The organism is Croceifilum oryzae (genome assembly GCF_030814315.1).
Lineage (GTDB): Bacteria > Bacillota > Bacilli > Thermoactinomycetales > Thermoactinomycetaceae > Baia > Baia oryzae.
In genome coordinates this window covers 28,008-44,173 of the sequence record NZ_JAUSUV010000004.1, presented here as the reverse complement: position 1 = coordinate 44,173, position 16,166 = coordinate 28,008, and the positions used below count along the sequence as shown (strand labels likewise).

General features: G+C 42.1%; 15 protein-coding genes and 2 riboswitches. Of the genes, 5 read left to right on the top strand and 10 right to left on the bottom strand.

The annotated features are described in order from the left end of the window. Position 1: 1 nt before the first annotated feature. Both hemH and hemY read left to right on the top strand, forming a co-directional pair. A complete protein-coding gene (gene hemH, locus J2Z48_RS04980) occupies positions 2–967 on the top strand; it encodes a ferrochelatase (RefSeq protein ID WP_307251482.1) in 966 nt (321 codons plus the stop codon). Further along, positions 948–2,381: a protoporphyrinogen oxidase gene (gene hemY / locus J2Z48_RS04975; RefSeq protein ID WP_307251480.1), complete on the top strand. Its 1,434-nt coding sequence runs from the start codon at positions 948–950 to the stop codon at positions 2,379–2,381. The genes hemH and hemY overlap by 20 nt, the downstream gene beginning before the upstream one ends. Positions 2,382–2,462: 81 nt before the next feature. Here hemY and J2Z48_RS04970 read toward each other — a convergent pair whose 3' ends face one another. The 9 genes from J2Z48_RS04970 to J2Z48_RS04930 form a co-directional block, all read right to left on the bottom strand. Next, the gene (locus tag J2Z48_RS04970) at positions 2,463–3,359 is read right to left on the bottom strand and encodes an SDH family Clp fold serine proteinase (protein ID WP_131848049.1); all 897 of its coding nucleotides are present in this window, start codon (positions 3,357–3,359) and stop codon (positions 2,463–2,465) included. Positions 3,360–3,382: 23 nt separating this feature from the next. After that, complete coding sequence (locus J2Z48_RS04965; RefSeq protein WP_307251479.1) at positions 3,383–3,577, bottom strand: hypothetical protein; 195 nt, start codon at positions 3,575–3,577, stop codon at positions 3,383–3,385. A 324-nt stretch (positions 3,578–3,901) separates the two neighbouring features. Beyond that, complete coding sequence (locus J2Z48_RS04960) at positions 3,902–5,986, bottom strand: HelD family protein (protein WP_307251478.1); 2,085 nt, start codon at positions 5,984–5,986, stop codon at positions 3,902–3,904. Between the two features lie 124 nt (positions 5,987–6,110). Further along, the gene (locus J2Z48_RS04955; RefSeq protein WP_307251477.1) at positions 6,111–6,821 is read right to left on the bottom strand and encodes a GNAT family N-acetyltransferase; all 711 of its coding nucleotides are present in this window, start codon (positions 6,819–6,821) and stop codon (positions 6,111–6,113) included. 166 nt (positions 6,822–6,987) lie between these two features. Further along, positions 6,988–7,503: an acireductone dioxygenase gene (gene mtnD / locus J2Z48_RS04950; RefSeq protein WP_307251476.1), complete on the bottom strand. Its 516-nt coding sequence runs from the start codon at positions 7,501–7,503 to the stop codon at positions 6,988–6,990. Further along, the gene (locus J2Z48_RS04945) at positions 7,472–8,152 is read right to left on the bottom strand and encodes a methylthioribulose 1-phosphate dehydratase (protein WP_307251475.1); all 681 of its coding nucleotides are present in this window, start codon (positions 8,150–8,152) and stop codon (positions 7,472–7,474) included. Before J2Z48_RS04945 ends, mtnD begins: the two co-directional genes overlap by 32 nt. Next, on the bottom strand, positions 8,149–8,817 hold the full coding sequence (locus J2Z48_RS04940) for a 2-hydroxy-3-keto-5-methylthiopentenyl-1-phosphate phosphatase (protein ID WP_307251474.1): 669 nt from the start codon (positions 8,815–8,817) through the stop codon (positions 8,149–8,151). Before J2Z48_RS04940 ends, J2Z48_RS04945 begins: the two co-directional genes overlap by 4 nt. Beyond that, positions 8,818–10,056 carry a 2,3-diketo-5-methylthiopentyl-1-phosphate enolase gene (locus tag J2Z48_RS04935; protein WP_307251472.1) on the bottom strand — a complete coding sequence of 413 codons (1,239 nt, stop codon included), beginning with the start codon at positions 10,054–10,056 and terminating at the stop codon, positions 8,818–8,820. It abuts the gene before it with no gap. Between the two features lie 83 nt (positions 10,057–10,139). After that, a riboswitch (SAM riboswitch) is annotated at positions 10,140–10,252 on the bottom strand. A gap of 49 nt (positions 10,253–10,301) precedes the next feature. After that, the gene (locus tag J2Z48_RS04930) at positions 10,302–11,498 is read right to left on the bottom strand and encodes a pyridoxal phosphate-dependent aminotransferase (protein ID WP_307251471.1); all 1,197 of its coding nucleotides are present in this window, start codon (positions 11,496–11,498) and stop codon (positions 10,302–10,304) included. A gap of 95 nt (positions 11,499–11,593) precedes the next feature. Between J2Z48_RS04930 and J2Z48_RS04925 the strand changes: the two genes are divergently transcribed. From J2Z48_RS04925 to mtnA, 3 genes are all read left to right on the top strand, one after another. Continuing rightward, positions 11,594–12,382 (top strand): carbon-nitrogen family hydrolase, encoded by a 789-nt coding sequence (locus J2Z48_RS04925; RefSeq protein WP_307251470.1) that lies wholly within the window; start codon positions 11,594–11,596, stop codon positions 12,380–12,382. Between the two features lie 101 nt (positions 12,383–12,483). Beyond that, positions 12,484–12,660: riboswitch (SAM riboswitch) on the top strand. A gap of 88 nt (positions 12,661–12,748) precedes the next feature. Further along, positions 12,749–13,966, top strand: a complete 1,218-nt coding sequence (gene mtnK / locus J2Z48_RS04920; RefSeq protein ID WP_370872876.1) for an S-methyl-5-thioribose kinase — start codon at positions 12,749–12,751, stop codon at positions 13,964–13,966. After that, positions 13,963–15,030, top strand: coding sequence for an S-methyl-5-thioribose-1-phosphate isomerase (mtnA, locus tag J2Z48_RS04915; RefSeq protein WP_307251468.1), 1,068 nt, complete (start codon positions 13,963–13,965; stop codon positions 15,028–15,030). Before mtnK ends, mtnA begins: the two co-directional genes overlap by 4 nt. Positions 15,031–15,070: 40 nt before the next feature. Here the strand turns inward: mtnA and J2Z48_RS04910 are convergent, their stop codons facing one another. After that, positions 15,071–16,123, bottom strand: coding sequence for a coiled-coil domain-containing protein (locus J2Z48_RS04910; RefSeq protein ID WP_307251467.1), 1,053 nt, complete (start codon positions 16,121–16,123; stop codon positions 15,071–15,073). Positions 16,124–16,166: the final 43 nt, after the last annotated feature.

The following is a 16,166-nucleotide window of genomic DNA, read 5'->3' as shown; positions in this document are numbered from 1 at the left end:
TATGGCAAACACCACAATTGGATTATTAGTAATGGCTTATGGAACACCCAGAAGCCCTGAAGAAATAGAACCCTATTACACCCATATCCGTCGCGGACATAAACCGCCTCCAGATCTTTTAGAAGATCTAACGAGTCGTTATGAGATGATTGGCGGAGTTTCTCCCCTTGCTCGCATTACAGAGGAGCAGGCATATGCCGTAGAAAAAGCTTTAAACGCAAGAAATAGTGGGAAGACGTTTAAAGTATATCTTGGCTTAAAACATACCACTCCGTTTATTGAGGATGCGGTACAACAGATGCATGCAGATGGGATTAGAGAGGCAATCAGTATCGTACTTGCCCCTCACTACTCTACCTTTAGTGTAAAATCGTACAATAAACGTGCCCAAGATGAAGCTGAAAAGCTAGGCGGACTTGCTATTTACTCCGTCGATAGCTGGCATACAGAACCCAAGTTTATTTCTTATTGGGCTTCCCAATTACAGAAAACATTTTCTACCATTCCAACAGATCAGAAGAAGAAAACCATTGTCATTTTCTCAGCCCATAGTTTACCTGAGAAAATTCTTCGTGCAGGAGATCCCTATCCGGTTCAACTAGAACAGACTGCTGAGCTAATCGCTGAAGAGTCAAACATTCCTCACTATGCCATCGGCTGGCAAAGCGCAGGCAACACGCCAGATCCTTGGATCGGTCCCGATGTTCAGGATCTAACTCGCGAATTATACGACAAACATGGGTACACTTCCTTCGTATATTGTCCAGTTGGATTTGTATCAGACCACTTAGAAGTTCTATATGATAACGACTATGAGTGTAGAGTCGTAACGGACGAAATCGGAGCAACCTACTATCGTCCAGAGATGCCGAATACAGAACCTACATTTATCGATGGATTAGCCGATGTCATAGAAAAGCGTTTATCCATCGAGAAAGGGACTAACTATGAGCTCAGCTCCCTCTAAAAACATTGTCATCGTAGGTGGTGGCATCACAGGACTCTCAGCAGCGTTTTATCTACAAAAGGAGATTCGAGCAAGAAAACTTCCTTGGAAGATTACCTTGCTCGAATCGAAACAACAACTGGGTGGTAAAATCCAGACCATCGTTCGAGACGGCTATACCATGGAGCGAGGACCTGATTCGTTTATATCACGGAAGCCAAGTGCGGCACAGTTAGTTCGGGATGTAGGTCTCGAAAGCGATCTAGTGCGAAATGAAGCAGGCCAAGCCTATATCCTTCGTCACGGTCAACTACTTCCGATTCCCGAAGGCGCGGTAATGGGTGTTCCCACGGAAATAAAACCGTTTGTGACTACTTCTCTTCTATCCCCTATCGGAAAAATGAGAGCCGCTGCTGACCTCCTACTTCCTGCATCCAAAATGCTAGAGGAGGAAGATCAGTCGGTAGGAACGTTTTTCCGACAACGATTGGGAAATGAAGTCGTAGAAAACATCATTGAACCCCTACTCTCAGGGATCTATGCGGGAAATATCGATCAGATGAGTCTCATGACTACTTTCCCTCAGTTTGCTCAGATGGGAAAAGAACATCGTAGCTTAATTCTCGGTATGAAGTCCTCCCGTCCTAAGAAACAGACGAACCAGAAGCCTGTAGGAATGTTTCAAACGTTAAAATCAGGGCTCTCTTCGCTAGTACATGCGTTGGAGTTACAGTTAACAGACGTTGACGTAAAAAAAGGGATCTCTGTAGAAAAGATTGTGCGAGATAGAGATCAATATACATTGTCTCTTCAAAATGGTGAACGACTGACCGCGGACAGTGTCATCCTAACTACCCCGCATGGATTCACCCGCAAAATCTTGGGTAATCCTGACTTTTTAAACCCTCTCCATGATCGCCCTACTTCTGTGGCAACTGCTATCTTGGCATACCCACAAGATGAGATCACATGGGATAAAGAGGGAACAGGATTCTTAGTTCCACGCAGTGAAGAAGGATACTCCATCACCGCTTGCACATGGACCAATAAAAAATGGCCTCATACCGCTCCACCTGGAAAGACACTACTACGTTGCTATGTAGGGCGTGCAGGCGAAGAGGCAATCGTCGATCGAAATGATGAAGACATTGTGGGTGCAGTGATTCAAGACATCAAAAAGTTATCCACCATCACAGGTGAACCGGAATTCAGCTATGTGACACGTTGGAGACGAGCCATGCCTCAATTTGTACCTGGACATAAAACGTGGTATTCCAATGTACAAAAGCAAATTCGCAATCAATACCCCGGTCTGTTTCTTGCTGGCTCATCTTATGCTGGCTCAGGAATTCCTGATTGTATCGATCAAGGTAAAAACGCCATCACCGATGTAATCGATTATGTATCATCCATCTCTTTATCCACTGCTTTGTGATAACCATCACAATTGCATCAATCATATGATTAAGAAAAAGCATTTGTATCTCCTAATCGAGATACAAATGCTTTTTTGATCTTACAGCATGACTGAGGCATCGCTTGATTCAAATATCTTTACTACTTCTCTCTCTCTCATCATCACAATATAGTTAACATAGAGACGCCACCATGCTTGCCAGAGCTCATCCCCATATGGCTTGTACACGACATTTAGACCTATACTCTTTGCATCAAAATGATCGATCACTTGTCCATGATTCGGATACTTCTCAATGTTGATCAATTCCTCAGCAATTCGCTGAGCCTCTTTTAGGTTTCCTTTATGCATTGAACGAGAAAGCCACTTAACCGCCAAACGTTTCGAATGTTCGATCGATTTTAAACAGTAATCGATTAAAGCTGCGTCTACACCCTTTAGGAATGGATAGTAGGCCGGGTTTAATGCTTGACCGTTCGCATGTTCTTTTTTAATCATCTCTAGTCCATTTAAAAAAGCTTGTGCAGGCCTGAAAGCGAGTCCAAATGAAGTTGGAATCGTCACTTGCGGATCAATCGGGCCTAGTTCAGAGGTATTACTCATGACAATTTCATCAGCTGCCAAACTAACTAAAGTAGCCGCACTCTTTGCTGCTTGTGGAACGACAACTCGCAAATGTTTCGTTCGTGATAGAAGCGTATGAACGATAATCTCGGCTGCATTCGGATCTCCACCCGGGCTTTGGATAATAAAATCCACATCACTATCTTTATCGATGCTTGCAATAATCTCATTAAACGGTGCGATATCCTCTCGCAAAATCGCACTATCTGAGTGATTCAGATTCGACATATATACAATGACTCGGCGCCCAGTTACTTTCTCAATCTCTTTAATAAAAGCTTGTCTGTCATACCGATCTCGATTCACCGCGTGTGTGAGCGGTTGATTCGGTAAGAAAAGAGAAAGAGATGGGGGTACTTGTGGTTGATCCATTTTCATTACCCCTTTATTTGAAATTAAACTTGATACGGTCTGCCGTGTAATCTCTCTTTAGAAGGCTTATTCTCTATAGCCTCCATGTGCTTTTCAAATTCCTGAAAAGTGGTAAGGAAGCTATCAAATTCTTTTTCGGTACTACCTTTTGATACAAATTCCTGTTTCGCTTTTAGCAAAGTCTCAAACTGTCTTGCCTTGATGAGTGTTTCGATCATGAAACCTGACCTCCTTTGCTTACTCTACATACTATATGCGAAAGGATGTGAATAGACCTCCACTTTCTACATATAGAGAATCCTAATTTACATTTTATCAAACATCTCTATAAATTACATCATATTGGGTTGATAGTTTGATAGCATACTTCATTATTATTGACTACAAATGGCATTGATAAACAATAAAAAGACCATTCACCAAAAGGGGATATTTCCCATATCAAAGAACAATCCTGGACATGTATCTTTCCACCTCTAAGTAAGCTCACTACTATCTCGATGAACAGATACAATGCCCAGAATCCATCTTCTATTTACTTGTTAACTTACAGGCACGGCTTCTGGTAATAAAGGTGACGGATTGTCTGAGGTAAGCACGACGAGTGAGTGTAGAGCACGAGTGCATCCAACATAGAGTAACTTTGCTGTCAAAGCATCATCGGGGTACTGCTCGTTATCGACGTCCACTAGGATCACTGCATCAAATTCCATCCCTTTTACTAAATAGATCGGTGCTACTGAGATTCCACCCGCATACTGACTTCGATCTGGCGTGATCAGATGATGTTCGATTCCATTTGCGAATAGGTCTACCGATAATGTAGATGCTGCCTTCTCCGTACGAGTCACGATGGCAATCGACTTCATCCCTTGAGTCGATTGTTTTTGAATCCAACTCGCTACCGTTAGTGTACGATTTTGATCACGTACTTGTTCAACTTGAACCGGCTCTCCACTACGGAATACGGGAGTGGCTGGAGTAAGTTCTCCTTGATACGAATGGATTACTTGATTCGCAAACTGGATAATCTCAACTGTCGAGCGATAACTTCGGTCTAGTTGAAAATAGGACACCTGTTCCTCTGGAAACAAATGTACAAACTCATTCCAGTCGTAAATACCTTTATATGCATAAATGTTTTGTAACAAATCTCCAAGAATGGTAAAGGAATTCCCTCTCACATGCTCCTTTAATACAAACACTTGGAAAGGAGAGAAATCCTGAGCCTCATCGATCACCACATGATCAAAACGGTACTCCGTCTCAATCCCATAGAGGAAATTGTAAATATACAACAATGGAGCTAAATCTTCTGGATCAAAAAGGACTTTCTTCTGTTTAATGGTAAATGGTTGAACCACATCGGATTGTTTGGCCAAATCAACATACACTTGAGTCACTTTTCGACGATCCCAGAGATTTTTGTATTGACGAAACTTCTCCATCGCCTTTTTCTTCAGCTCATTTCGTGGATCTCGGTTACGAATATCGCGATGCTCCATTTCAATCCAACGCTTCATCCGGGCAAAAATTCTCTCTTGACGCTTACGCAACGGTTCATGTCGATACTCTACATGAAACCAATGGGCAATTTCTTCTGATGTCAATTTCTTTTCATCCCAGATAGCAAAGCCACCTTGTGGCACAAAATCCTTCTCCAACTTAGCTAATTGTTGCTGAAGATACTCCAAAAATATAAAAGAACCCTTAAACCGGGCTAGAACCTCTTGTTGTTCACGTTCCAGATCGGTTGATTGACCTGTTTCAAACCAACATTCCTCTCGATCCGTTTGATTCCGTAGGGTGATCGGTTCAGGTAATCGTTCGAGTACCCATTCGATAAAAGTAGTCTGCTTCACCCCACCAATTCCTAGCTCCGGAAGAACGTTAGAGATATAATCCAAAAACATCTTATTGGGAGCGAAAATCATGATGCGATCTGCTCGGACTTGATTTTGATACTGATACAATAAATATGCTAGACGATGAAGAGCTACCGTAGTCTTTCCTGAACCGGGAACTCCTTGAATAATAAGGGATTGATTCCGCTCAGACCGTATAATCTTATCTTGCTCCACCTGGATCGTCGAAACAATATCCCGTAATCGATGATCTTTATTCTCACCTAAGCGATAAAGGAGAAATTCATCTGTAACTTGTAGATTTTCTCCACCTCGAACATAACTATCCACAACTCGCTTTAACGTCTGCTCTTCAACAGCCAAATTCCGCTTTAGATGGACAGTCCCTTCTACTTCACCATCAGGAGAAACATATCCGGCACGATCTCCTTGACCTGTAAAGGAGTAAAACATACTGGCCACAGGAGCACGCCAATCAATAATAATCGGTTGATGATTATCAGGATCTTCTACACCTGCTTTTCCTAGATAGAGTGGTGTAAGTCGTTTCCCGTCCTCTTCAAAATCGAGGCGACCGAAATAGGGAGATTTTTCCGATAACTGCAACCGATTCACCGTTTGCCTCCTTTGGTCATCCAGGAGTTGTTCCACCAAATCTGAGCCTTGATATCGTGGAATCAATTGAAGTTCTTTTAACTGCTGTTGAATAAAAGAAAGTGTTTCTTGTAACTTCGCTTGCTCATTTTGATAGATTTCGTCCATAGAAAATATTCCCCCCTCTTATTGACAGAAGGCTATTATACAAGAATGGGCTTCCCTTTCGCAAATTAATTTACACAAAAAACAAAAAATGATATTTTCTTACTACGTCCAACTAAAAAAGCTACTATTTTCTCCTATAGTTCGGTATCATTTTCCCTAGTTCAATCACTACCAAAAAATCGATCGTTTGCAAAGCGGGATTCATAATCGGTTCACTAGCCATCTTCCCACCGATCCAATAACACCGTTTTAATGAAGCAGAAAGCTTACGTTGTACTTTCTGTGAAACGATTTTATCAGGACTAATTAGGTGTAATCCTTGGATGCGAAACTCTTCTCTTGGCTCGATTCGATAACAATCCATTACAAAGCCACTATAAACCAGGAAACTATATATCTCGTTTATCTCTTGAATCTCCATCTGGGGTAAACTCGTACAACCTACTATATATCGATAGGTAGTTTGTTTCAGATAATCTCTGATCCCCTTCCATAACATTTGGGCCACCTTTCCATCTTGATAACCAGTGGCCACACAACCCCTTCCGATTTCTAATGTATGGGTTATATGTTCAGTAAAATGATGAAATTCAAATAACGATTGTGAATAGAGCCCTCCTAGATCAATCACCCTTCTCCCAGGTAAAAGCCGATATGTACCTACCACTTGATTGACCGCTTCGTCGACTACTATGAGATGATCACTGTAAAAATCATATTCCTCTGCAGATACGTTTTGTAGCTGCCGCAGTTGATAAACTTGTTCTTTCTCCTCTCTCGTCTTCGCTATCCGGATTGCCAATGAATGAGCAACTCCCTTATCTATCTCCTCCATTTACCCCATCCCCTCACCCCAACATCTCTACCCATCTATCATATTACATTTTAATAAATTAAATATTCATTTTTTTGAAACTTTTATAAAAAATGTTGCCTTAAGCAAACAAAAAATGAACAAAGCCGATTTATTCCGGCCTCATCCATTTTTTATCCGCCCGCTCTTAATTGTAAATAGGAACCCAACCTTCTTTCGTTTTGAAAATCCGAATCGCCACAACTTGACGATCTTCCATCAACGTAAAATAATGCCGATATCCCTCCGGCACCGAAATAAGGTCTCCTGGCTCTAATTCCACATCAAAAAAGGGACCATCCAGACTTTGAATCGCAAAAATCCCATGTCCACTCACGATAAACCGCACTTCGTCATCGCTATGATGGTGTTCAGCTAAAAAATTCTGGAGCAATTGATCTAAATTCGGTGTCTCTGGTGAAAGAGAGATCACATCATTTGTAGTGTAACCCCGACGTGCTGAAATGGCGTCAATTTCACTTTGAAATGTATGAATGACCTCCGTTTTTTGTTCTTCCGTTAGATTATAATTTTCTCGAAGACCTGCAGGCAACTTTCCGATATCCCAATGCTCATAAATCACTCCTTGGGATTGTAGATACGAACTAACTTGCTCTTGAGCCGATAGATATTCATCGGTAAGATGAAATCGTATTTGTGCCATGGAAATCCTCTCTCCGTTTCGCATATAAATTTGGTTGTAGAAGACGAAGCTTAATATGATAGGAAAATAAAAACTCAAATGCTTCTAAATACTTTTTCGCTTCTAAAGGAGTATCTCCCCAAGTTGTAATCCCATGATTCCGAATCAAAACCCCCTTTAGCAGAGAATCTTTCAGAAGAAGACTCCCAAACTCCTTAGTTAACAGATTCAGATCAGCATGATTTGGGACAATCGGAATCGATATCTCCCCATCTTCTTCCCAGATCCCAAACGCTTTGATTAGCTCTTGTCCCCGAAAAGTAATTTGTCCCTCGCTTGCATATAACTCCGAGATCAGATTGTTATCTAACGTGTGAACGTGGAGACAACAGGTTGCACTCGTTCTCTGATAAATTTCTGCATGAATTCCCACTTCGGCTGAAGCTTTGAGATGCGTGTTTCCTAGTGGATTACCATCTTGATCTACTAGCAAAAAATCTTCCTCTGTACGCTTTCTCTTATCTTTTCCGCTAGCTGTAATGAGAAACGTCAGAGGATCTTCACGAACTTTGATTGATAAGTTCCCACTTGTACCTGGAAACCAATCACGCACCGCAAGTTCATCTTTGATATCCTCCAATGTGCGCCATTTTTTCGCCAACTCTATCATATGAGTTGACACACCTCCTCTTGCTCTAACACAAAGCGGATATCATGGAATGTCTCAAATGGGAAGTATGGAATCTTCTGCTCCTCGCACTTCTCGATTAGGAAATCCCTCGCAAATACTTGATCTGCCATCTTCGCGGCTTGTAAATCCGTTATCGAATCCCCAATTACAATACGATGGATCTGCGTAGAATCAAACTGGCGTAAAATCGTTACCTTGCAACATCCACAATCATTTTGACATAGATGATCACAAGTATACGGCCATATAATCTCAATCCGCTCACCTGTAAAATCACTGTGATTACAATAAATTTTCTCTGGCTTTACGACCCCTTCAAGAGTTGGATAAACAAAGAAATCGATTCCCCCGCTTACAATCCAGAAGGGAATTCCCTTCTCTTCCGTCCAACTTACGAATTCTTTAAATCCTTTGCGAATCCTCATTTTCTGAAGGATATATTCTATGATTTCTTCCTTTTGCGAACTGGGTAATAGTCGAAATAACTGAGCCACACCATGACGAATCGAAATACGTTGTGCTAGGATATCGTCTTTTATGACGATCCATTCCTTAGGAGCGAACTGTTTCATGATGGCAATAATGTTATCCGACACTGTTACAGTCCCATCAAAGTCACAAAAAATGACAGGCTTCTTTTTCATCTACTCACCTCCCCATAGAGCAATCGCTTGATTTAACTCCGTATATCTCGTATTAGAAGCTACCTCTGCCCATGTCTTCCCAGCCAATACAACCTCAATCGCTTGCCGAAATGCCTTCCCACCTGCCACTGTTCCGCCTGGATGACCATGTACCCCGCCACCCGCATTAATAACGCAATCCATTCCAAAGTCTTGAATCAGCCGTGGTACAATTCCGGGATGAATTCCTGCTGAGGGAACGGGAAAAGACGGGCGTAATGCAAGTTGATCCGTACAGAGCGAATGCGCAATGCGAAGTGTTTCCTCTTTTGCTAAAACGACACTCCCATAAGGAGAAGGGAACAACGACAAATCAGCTCCAGCCACACGGAGTAGTGTTCCAAGTGCTAATGAATGGCTCACACCATAAAACGCTGATGATGTAAATGCTCCGGAAAAGGCAGGGTGCGCTAATATGGGCACATCCACTTCAGAGTCTTCTGCCAATTCCTGCAAAACGTCTAAACCATAGGTAAAAACATTAAACAAGAGAGCACTAGCGCCTAATTCTACTGCTTTACGTGCACGATCCCGTAATCGCGAGGTCCGACCTGTTATATTCACCGCGTACAACGTCTTTTCTCCTGTGAGAGACTCGGTTTCCTCCAATACCTTAACGGCTGTACGCACACGATCTTCCCATGGAGTTAGTGGATTATCAAATAGGATTTCATCATCCTTAACAAGGTCAACCCCTCCTAAAGCCTGTGATCTCAACTGTTCTTGGAAATAATCAAGGTCCCTCCCGATCACACTTTTAAAAATACTCATTAGGAGTGGTCGATCCATCACTCCTACCTTTTCCCGAACCCCTTGTATTCCGTATTTGGGCCCTGGATAGGACGAAAGTAGCTCATCTGAAAAATGGAGATCGACTAACTTCACCTCACCATCTAATGATAACTTCCCAAACACCGTAGTGAGAATAGCCGGCAAATCGTTGGAGAAATTAGCTTCCGGGTATGCGATTTTTAATAATCCCCTAGTACGTGATCCCCCTAAATATTGATTTGCTACTGGATCTTCATCTAGCTCTATTACTTTTACTACTTCTCCCTTATGAAGCTTCAATTGCTCTTGAATCAAAAGAGGTAACTCTGTCCACGAACCAATCGTCAACCCCAGTGCGATCGACTCTGCTTTTTTCACCAAATCTTGTTTTTTATCATGAACCAAATAAGTCGCCATCAACCGTGTCATTTGTAGAACCTCCTTGTTCCTATGCTTATAACAAATAAAACCTCTCCCACACGAGGAAGAGGCGCAAAAAATCCGTCATCTTCCTCTCATCTCTCAGTCCATTTCTGAACTGCAAGAATTAGCACCGTTTTTATCATTAGATAAGCCGGTTGCCGGGTTTCAAAGGGCTAGTCCCTCCACCTACTCTTGATAAGAGAAATATCTATATCCAATTATTTAATTAATCTGATTATGACTGAATCCATTTACGGTGTCAATCTATTTTTCATCCGCTGATAGCAACGAGCCATTCTCTCTGCTGCTTCGATCAATCTCTCTTCGGTAGTTAACAAGCCCACACGGATATATCCATCTCCACTTTGTCCAAAACCGATTCCTGGAGCTACTGCAACATGCTCTTGTTCCAACAACAAATCAGCAAATTCTTGCGATCCTAGACCACTCGGAGTAGGGAACCAGCAAAAAAATGATCCTTTTGGTGCGTGAATATTCTCCACTCCAAGTTCCTGAAGCCTTGATATAAAGGTATTTCGACGACTTTCATAAACCTCTACCAGTTCATCCACGCATTCCTGAGAATGATTCAGTGCTACTGCCGCCGCCTCTTGAACTGCTCCGAAAATGCTTACATAAAAATGATCCTGAATTAAGTTAATCGACTCAATCACTTGCTCATTTCCTACAGCAAATGCGATCCGCCATCCCGCCATGTTATAGGTCTTGCTCAGCGTATATACTTCAATCCCTACATTCTTCGAGCCGGGAGTTTGCAAGAAACTAATTGGCTTTTGCTCATCAAATCCAATCGCTCCATAGGCAAAGTCATGTACAACTAGCACTTGATGTTCCCTTGCACGAGCAACCGTTTCTTCGAAAAATGATGTGGTGGCTATGCCAGCGGTAGGATTATTGGGATAGTTTAAAAACATTAATTTTGCCTGATTCCACTCCTCATCTGAGATTTGCGTGAAATCAGGTAAAAATTGATTTTGTTCCAACAGGGGCATTCGCACCATTTTTGCTTGTGCCATAGCAATTCCAGACCAGTAATCAGGATAGCCTGGATCAGGTACAAGCGCAACATCGTCTGGATTTAAATAACACTGGGATATTTCCACTAAGCCCACTTTACCTCCAAAGAGAATCGCTACTTCACGGTCAGGATCCAACTCCACTCCATATTCACGAGCGTAAAAATTAGCTACTGCTTCCTTGAGAAAACGATGCCCCCGGAAAGGAGGATATCGATGATGTTCCGATTTAGCTGTCGCCTCTTGCATTGCCTGAACGATATGGTGTGGGGTTGGGAGATCTGGATTACCTTGCCCCAGGTTAATTACATCTGCCCCACTAGCAATAAGATAATTCACCTTTTGAACAAGACTAGCAAAGAATTGCTTCGGTAATTTCGTTAATACATCTGCTTGTGTGAATTGCGTCACTATCCATCACTCCCTATTACTTTCGAACATTCTTGAAATGATAATGATATATGTTATAACGTGTAGAGGAAGTTGTCAAAGGGGAGGATTTTGGAATGAAGCAAACCATTTGCCTGATTCAGATGGATATCACGTTTGGAGATCCAGAGGCTAACATGAAGCGAGTAAAGGACCTCATGCACCAAGTAATGAAACAGTTGAATCCACCTCATGTGATTGTTCTACCTGAGTTATGGACTACCGGCTATGATTTAGAGCGCCTGCATGAAATTTCGGATCCAGATGGGGAATGTACACGATCTCTATTCACGCAACTAGCCAAAAAATATCAAGTTCATATTGTCGCTGGATCGATTCCTAAAAAAACAGAAGCCGGTATTACCAACACGCTTTATGCCTTCAACCGCGAAGGAGAGATAGTAAACGAATACAACAAAGCACATCTCATTCAATTGATGGACGAACATCTGTATCTTACTGCTGGTTCTAGGATAGAACCGTTCATGCTGGATGACGTCGTGAGTGCAGGCTTTATTTGCTATGACTTACGCTTTCCTGAGTGGATTCGAAAAGCGATCCTCGCGGGTGCGGAAGTGCTCTATATTCCCGCTCAGTGGCCGATCCAACGCCTCTCTCACTGGCGAAGTCTCTGTATTGCCCGGGCAATTGAAAATCAATGTTATGTCATCGCTTGCAATCGGACCGGAAGTGATCCGAACAACCAATTTGCAGGCCACTCCATGGTGATAGATCCATGGGGCGAAATATTGGCTGAGGCAGATGAGAAAGCCGCCATCATCCAAGTGGAAATTGACACCGATCAAGTGAAAAAAATACGCTCTACCATCCCCATTTTTACCGATCGTCGTCCAGAGATATACTAAATTATTTTAGTCAAACATTTTTTCTATTGACAACAAATTCCGAAAACCTATATGATTGCATTTGAAAAGTCCAACTAAAAACTCAATTATATATTTTTGGTCTCTTATCAAGAGCAGGTGGAGGGATTTTGGCCCGATGAAGCCCAGCAACCGACCGTAATACCATCGCGAGATGGGGCGTCCACGTCAAGTGAGAGTGGGAGCCTTGACATATCGTCAAGCACGGCACGGTGCTAATTCCAGCGGAACGTATTTTATTTGCGTTCGCAAGATAAGAGGTGCGGAATCACAATTCCCTGCCTCTTTCACACCGAAAGGGGCAGTTTTTATTTGCCCCGTATTATATCACTATCATTCGGGGAGGAAATGATCATGGCACAACAGTCTGTTGTAAACCAATATGCTCCATTTACCACGCAAACCGTGATGGAGTTTGTAAAAACACTTTCCATCTTTGATCATCCTAACAAGCTAATCGTCAAAGAAATTGGAGATGGCAATCTAAATCTCGTTTTTCAACTCGTTGAACTCGAAACCAATCGTTCTATCATCGTCAAACAAGCTCTTCCTTATGCAAAGGTAGTAGGAGAAAGTTGGCCACTGTCCCTCAATCGAGCCAAGATTGAGTCAGAATCACTACGTATGACTGCCAGAGTAGTACCCAATCTAGTACCCCATGTTTTGCATACGGACCATGAATTAGCATGTACAGTGATGGAAGACCTATCCGACCATCATATTCTACGAACCGAACTAATTTCAAATCAACATTATCCCTTACTTGCCCAGCACATAGGTTATTATGTAGCGCAAACGTCATTTGCCACCAGCGATTTCGCACTCCATCCATTTGTCAAAAAAGAGCTCGTCCAAAAGTTCACCAATCCAGACCTATGCAAGATTACAGAAGATCTTGTCTTTACAGACCCTTTCTTCGATCATCCAACCAATGATTTTCCACATGAACTTAGACACGCAGTCGAAACCATATGGGCAGATGAAGATTTACTCACTGAAGTAGGACTCTTAAAATTCCAATTCCTCACCCACGCAGAGGCACTCTTACATGGGGATTTACACACAGGAAGTATCTTTGTCACCGAACAGTCGACCAAAGTCATCGATCCAGAGTTTGCCTTCTTCGGACCGATCGGCTTTGATCTGGGACAATTCTTCGCCAACATCATTTTAAATACACTATCCAAACTCGCTACCACTGACCGTCAAGCAATTGTAAGCGATCTCCTACGTGCAATGGAACAAACTTGGATTACCTTCGCACAAGAATTCACCAAACTTTGGGACGAATCAAATCATGAAATCTATACGAATGTACCCGGTATATTGCCACGTTTCTTATTAAAAGTTTGGACGGATGCGATTGGATTTGCTGGTTGTGAAATCATTCGCCGTACCATCGGATTAGCGCATGTAGCCGATCTTGATACCATCGAAGATTTTCACATCCAAATTGAAATCAAAGAACGTGCCCTTCAGCTCGGTGCAGACTTGATCAAATCTCGTACTCACCTCTACAGCTTAGGCCACTTTATTCAACGGATAAAAGGAGCATTACGATCATGAGCAAACACACACCGGTCCAATCTGTCCAATACAGGGGAGATCATCTACTCCTCTTAGACCAGCATGAGCTTCCACACAAAATGGACTTCATTCGGATCGAAACAACCGAACAACTATGGAATGCAATTCATGCCTTACAAGTGAGAGGTGCCCCTGCTATTGGGATTGCAGCCGCTTTTGGTCTCTCTTTATGGGCAAATCAACAAAAGGAAGAGTCAGACTTACGGACTTTTACCCACCAATTAAAGATACAACGTAACTACCTTTCCTCTGCTCGTCCAACGGCTGTTAATTTATGTTGGGCATTGGATCGTGTTATGCAATCCATTCAGTATGCTGAAACGGTTCAAGATGCCATTCAACTGATTGAAATCGAAGCTCTCACCATTCAACGAGAAGATGAAGCCACCTGCCAACAAATCGGGGAATATGCCCTAAGTTTATTTCAACCAGGTGATCATATTTTAACCATCTGCAATCCAGGAGCGATCGCCACAGCACGCTATGGCACGGCACTTGCTCCCTTCTATCTTGCTCAGGAACGAGGTGTGCCACTATCCGTCTATGCTTGCGAAACCAGACCCCTGCTCCAAGGATCTCGCCTCACCACTTGGGAGTTACAGCAAGCTGGTGTGGATGTCACTCTCATCACAGACAATATGGCGGCCCATACTATACGTACCAAGAAAATCTCAGCCATCATCGTAGGTTGCGATCGCATCGCTGCCAATGGAGATACTGCTAATAAAATTGGCACCTTTGGGCTTGCACTCCAAGCAAAGGCACTGGGAATCCCATTTTACGTCGCCTCTCCTTTATCTACGATTGACTTAGACACTCCTTCTGGGGAATCTATTCCGATTGAAGAGCGTCATCCAGAAGAAGTCACCCATCTAGCAGGGAGGCGGATCGCACCTGAGGGAATCAAAGTATATAATCCTGCATTTGATGTCACACCACATGAGTATATCTCGGCAATCATTACAGAAAAAGGCATTATATTTGGTAGCTATCGAGAAAATTTAGCCATAATCAAGAACCAGAAGAATCTACTGATAAGCTAAAGGCCTGTTCTACGATTGAACAGGCTTCAGGCTTTCTTCACTATTTACTATTTTTTTCAGATATAAGGGCAGTGATCTTGTCAAATGCTTTCGTCTCATTTGAACTAGATACCATTTGAATTCCCATCTCTTGAATCCGTTTATAAGCTTCATCCAATTTGGTTTGTAACGTGTCGATATTATGATTAGCAGCCTCTAACTGACTCTCCAATCTATCTCTTTCAGACTCAAGAATTCTTTTATCTGCCTCAATCTCTTTTTTAAGAGAGTTTTCACGGATTGCTAGTATCTTCTTGACCTCTGCATCTGCCTTCGCATTTGCTTCTGCTTTCAGCTCTTCTACCTTTTTCGGGAATGCCTCTACTTCTGCTTCCAATTCTGTCATTTTCAGTTCGCGTTTCTCTAACTCTTTTTCTCTCTCACCCAATGCTTTCTTATGATCAGCCATCTCACTATTTTTTTGATCTAACTCATTCTGGAATTCTTTTCGTTTACTAGCAAGCTCATCTTCCAGTTCATCATGAGATTGCTTCTTCGTACGTGCAAAATCGTATGTAAATTCTTCTTCCGCTCTTTTTTTCGTCTGTGTAAGTTGTTCTTTTTGTTCCTTGACCAGAACCTCATACTCTTCACGAGCATTCTTTATTTTTTCGACAATTTCGTTTAGCTCTGTTGTTGCTTTTTCCTTTGCATCTACAAGCTCTTTCTCTTGTTGTAGCTTTAATTCTTGGTGAGCATTTACTAAACCAGCTAATGTATGGGCTTTTTTCTCAATCTCATATAGCTCTTTTAGTTCTGTTTCCTTTAATGCGATTGCGTCCTTTACCGTTTGAAGATTATCCGTTTCTGTTACAATCTCATCATTAATCTTTAATAACATCTGCGTAACGGTTTTTGATAAATCTTTAATTTTATCATCAATACTTACTTCCATAATTTCATTTGCTTTTTCAATCGTTTCGGCCGATTTCTTTGCCACCGTTTCAGCAACTGCGTTTAGCTTTCCTTTTTCTAGTTCTGTAATCTTCTTTTCCGCTTCACGTAGTGCTGTTAGAATAATTGATTTTGTACTTTTTTCGGTGACTTTTTCCAAGATGTTCATGCCCCTTTTATGTAATGAGAATATATGTTCGTAT

What these genes read in the sequence shown, in the direction of transcription:
- J2Z48_RS04965 (WP_307251479.1), bottom strand. Translation starts at nt 3,577, where the DNA reads ATGATCGAAACACTCATCAAGGCAAGACAGTTTGAGACTTTGCTAAAA.
- hemH (WP_307251482.1), top strand. Translation starts at nt 2, where the DNA reads ATGGCAAACACCACAATTGGATTATTAGTAATGGCTTATGGAACACCC.
- J2Z48_RS04935 (WP_307251472.1), bottom strand. Translation starts at nt 10,056, where the DNA reads ATGACACGGTTGATGGCGACTTATTTGGTTCATGATAAAAAACAAGAT.
- J2Z48_RS04945 (WP_307251475.1), bottom strand. Translation starts at nt 8,152, where the DNA reads ATGATAGAGTTGGCGAAAAAATGGCGCACATTGGAGGATATCAAAGAT.
- mtnK (WP_370872876.1), top strand. Translation starts at nt 12,749, where the DNA reads ATGATCATGGCACAACAGTCTGTTGTAAACCAATATGCTCCATTTACC.
- J2Z48_RS04970 (WP_131848049.1), bottom strand. Translation starts at nt 3,359, where the DNA reads ATGGATCAACCACAAGTACCCCCATCTCTTTCTCTTTTCTTACCGAAT.
- hemY (WP_307251480.1), top strand. Translation starts at nt 948, where the DNA reads ATGAGCTCAGCTCCCTCTAAAAACATTGTCATCGTAGGTGGTGGCATC.
- J2Z48_RS04940 (WP_307251474.1), bottom strand. Translation starts at nt 8,817, where the DNA reads ATGAAAAAGAAGCCTGTCATTTTTTGTGACTTTGATGGGACTGTAACA.
- J2Z48_RS04955 (WP_307251477.1), bottom strand. Translation starts at nt 6,821, where the DNA reads ATGGAGGAGATAGATAAGGGAGTTGCTCATTCATTGGCAATCCGGATA.
- mtnA (WP_307251468.1), top strand. Translation starts at nt 13,963, where the DNA reads ATGAGCAAACACACACCGGTCCAATCTGTCCAATACAGGGGAGATCAT.
- J2Z48_RS04925 (WP_307251470.1), top strand. Translation starts at nt 11,594, where the DNA reads ATGAAGCAAACCATTTGCCTGATTCAGATGGATATCACGTTTGGAGAT.
- mtnD (WP_307251476.1), bottom strand. Translation starts at nt 7,503, where the DNA reads ATGGCACAAATACGATTTCATCTTACCGATGAATATCTATCGGCTCAA.
- J2Z48_RS04960 (WP_307251478.1), bottom strand. Translation starts at nt 5,986, where the DNA reads ATGGACGAAATCTATCAAAATGAGCAAGCGAAGTTACAAGAAACACTT.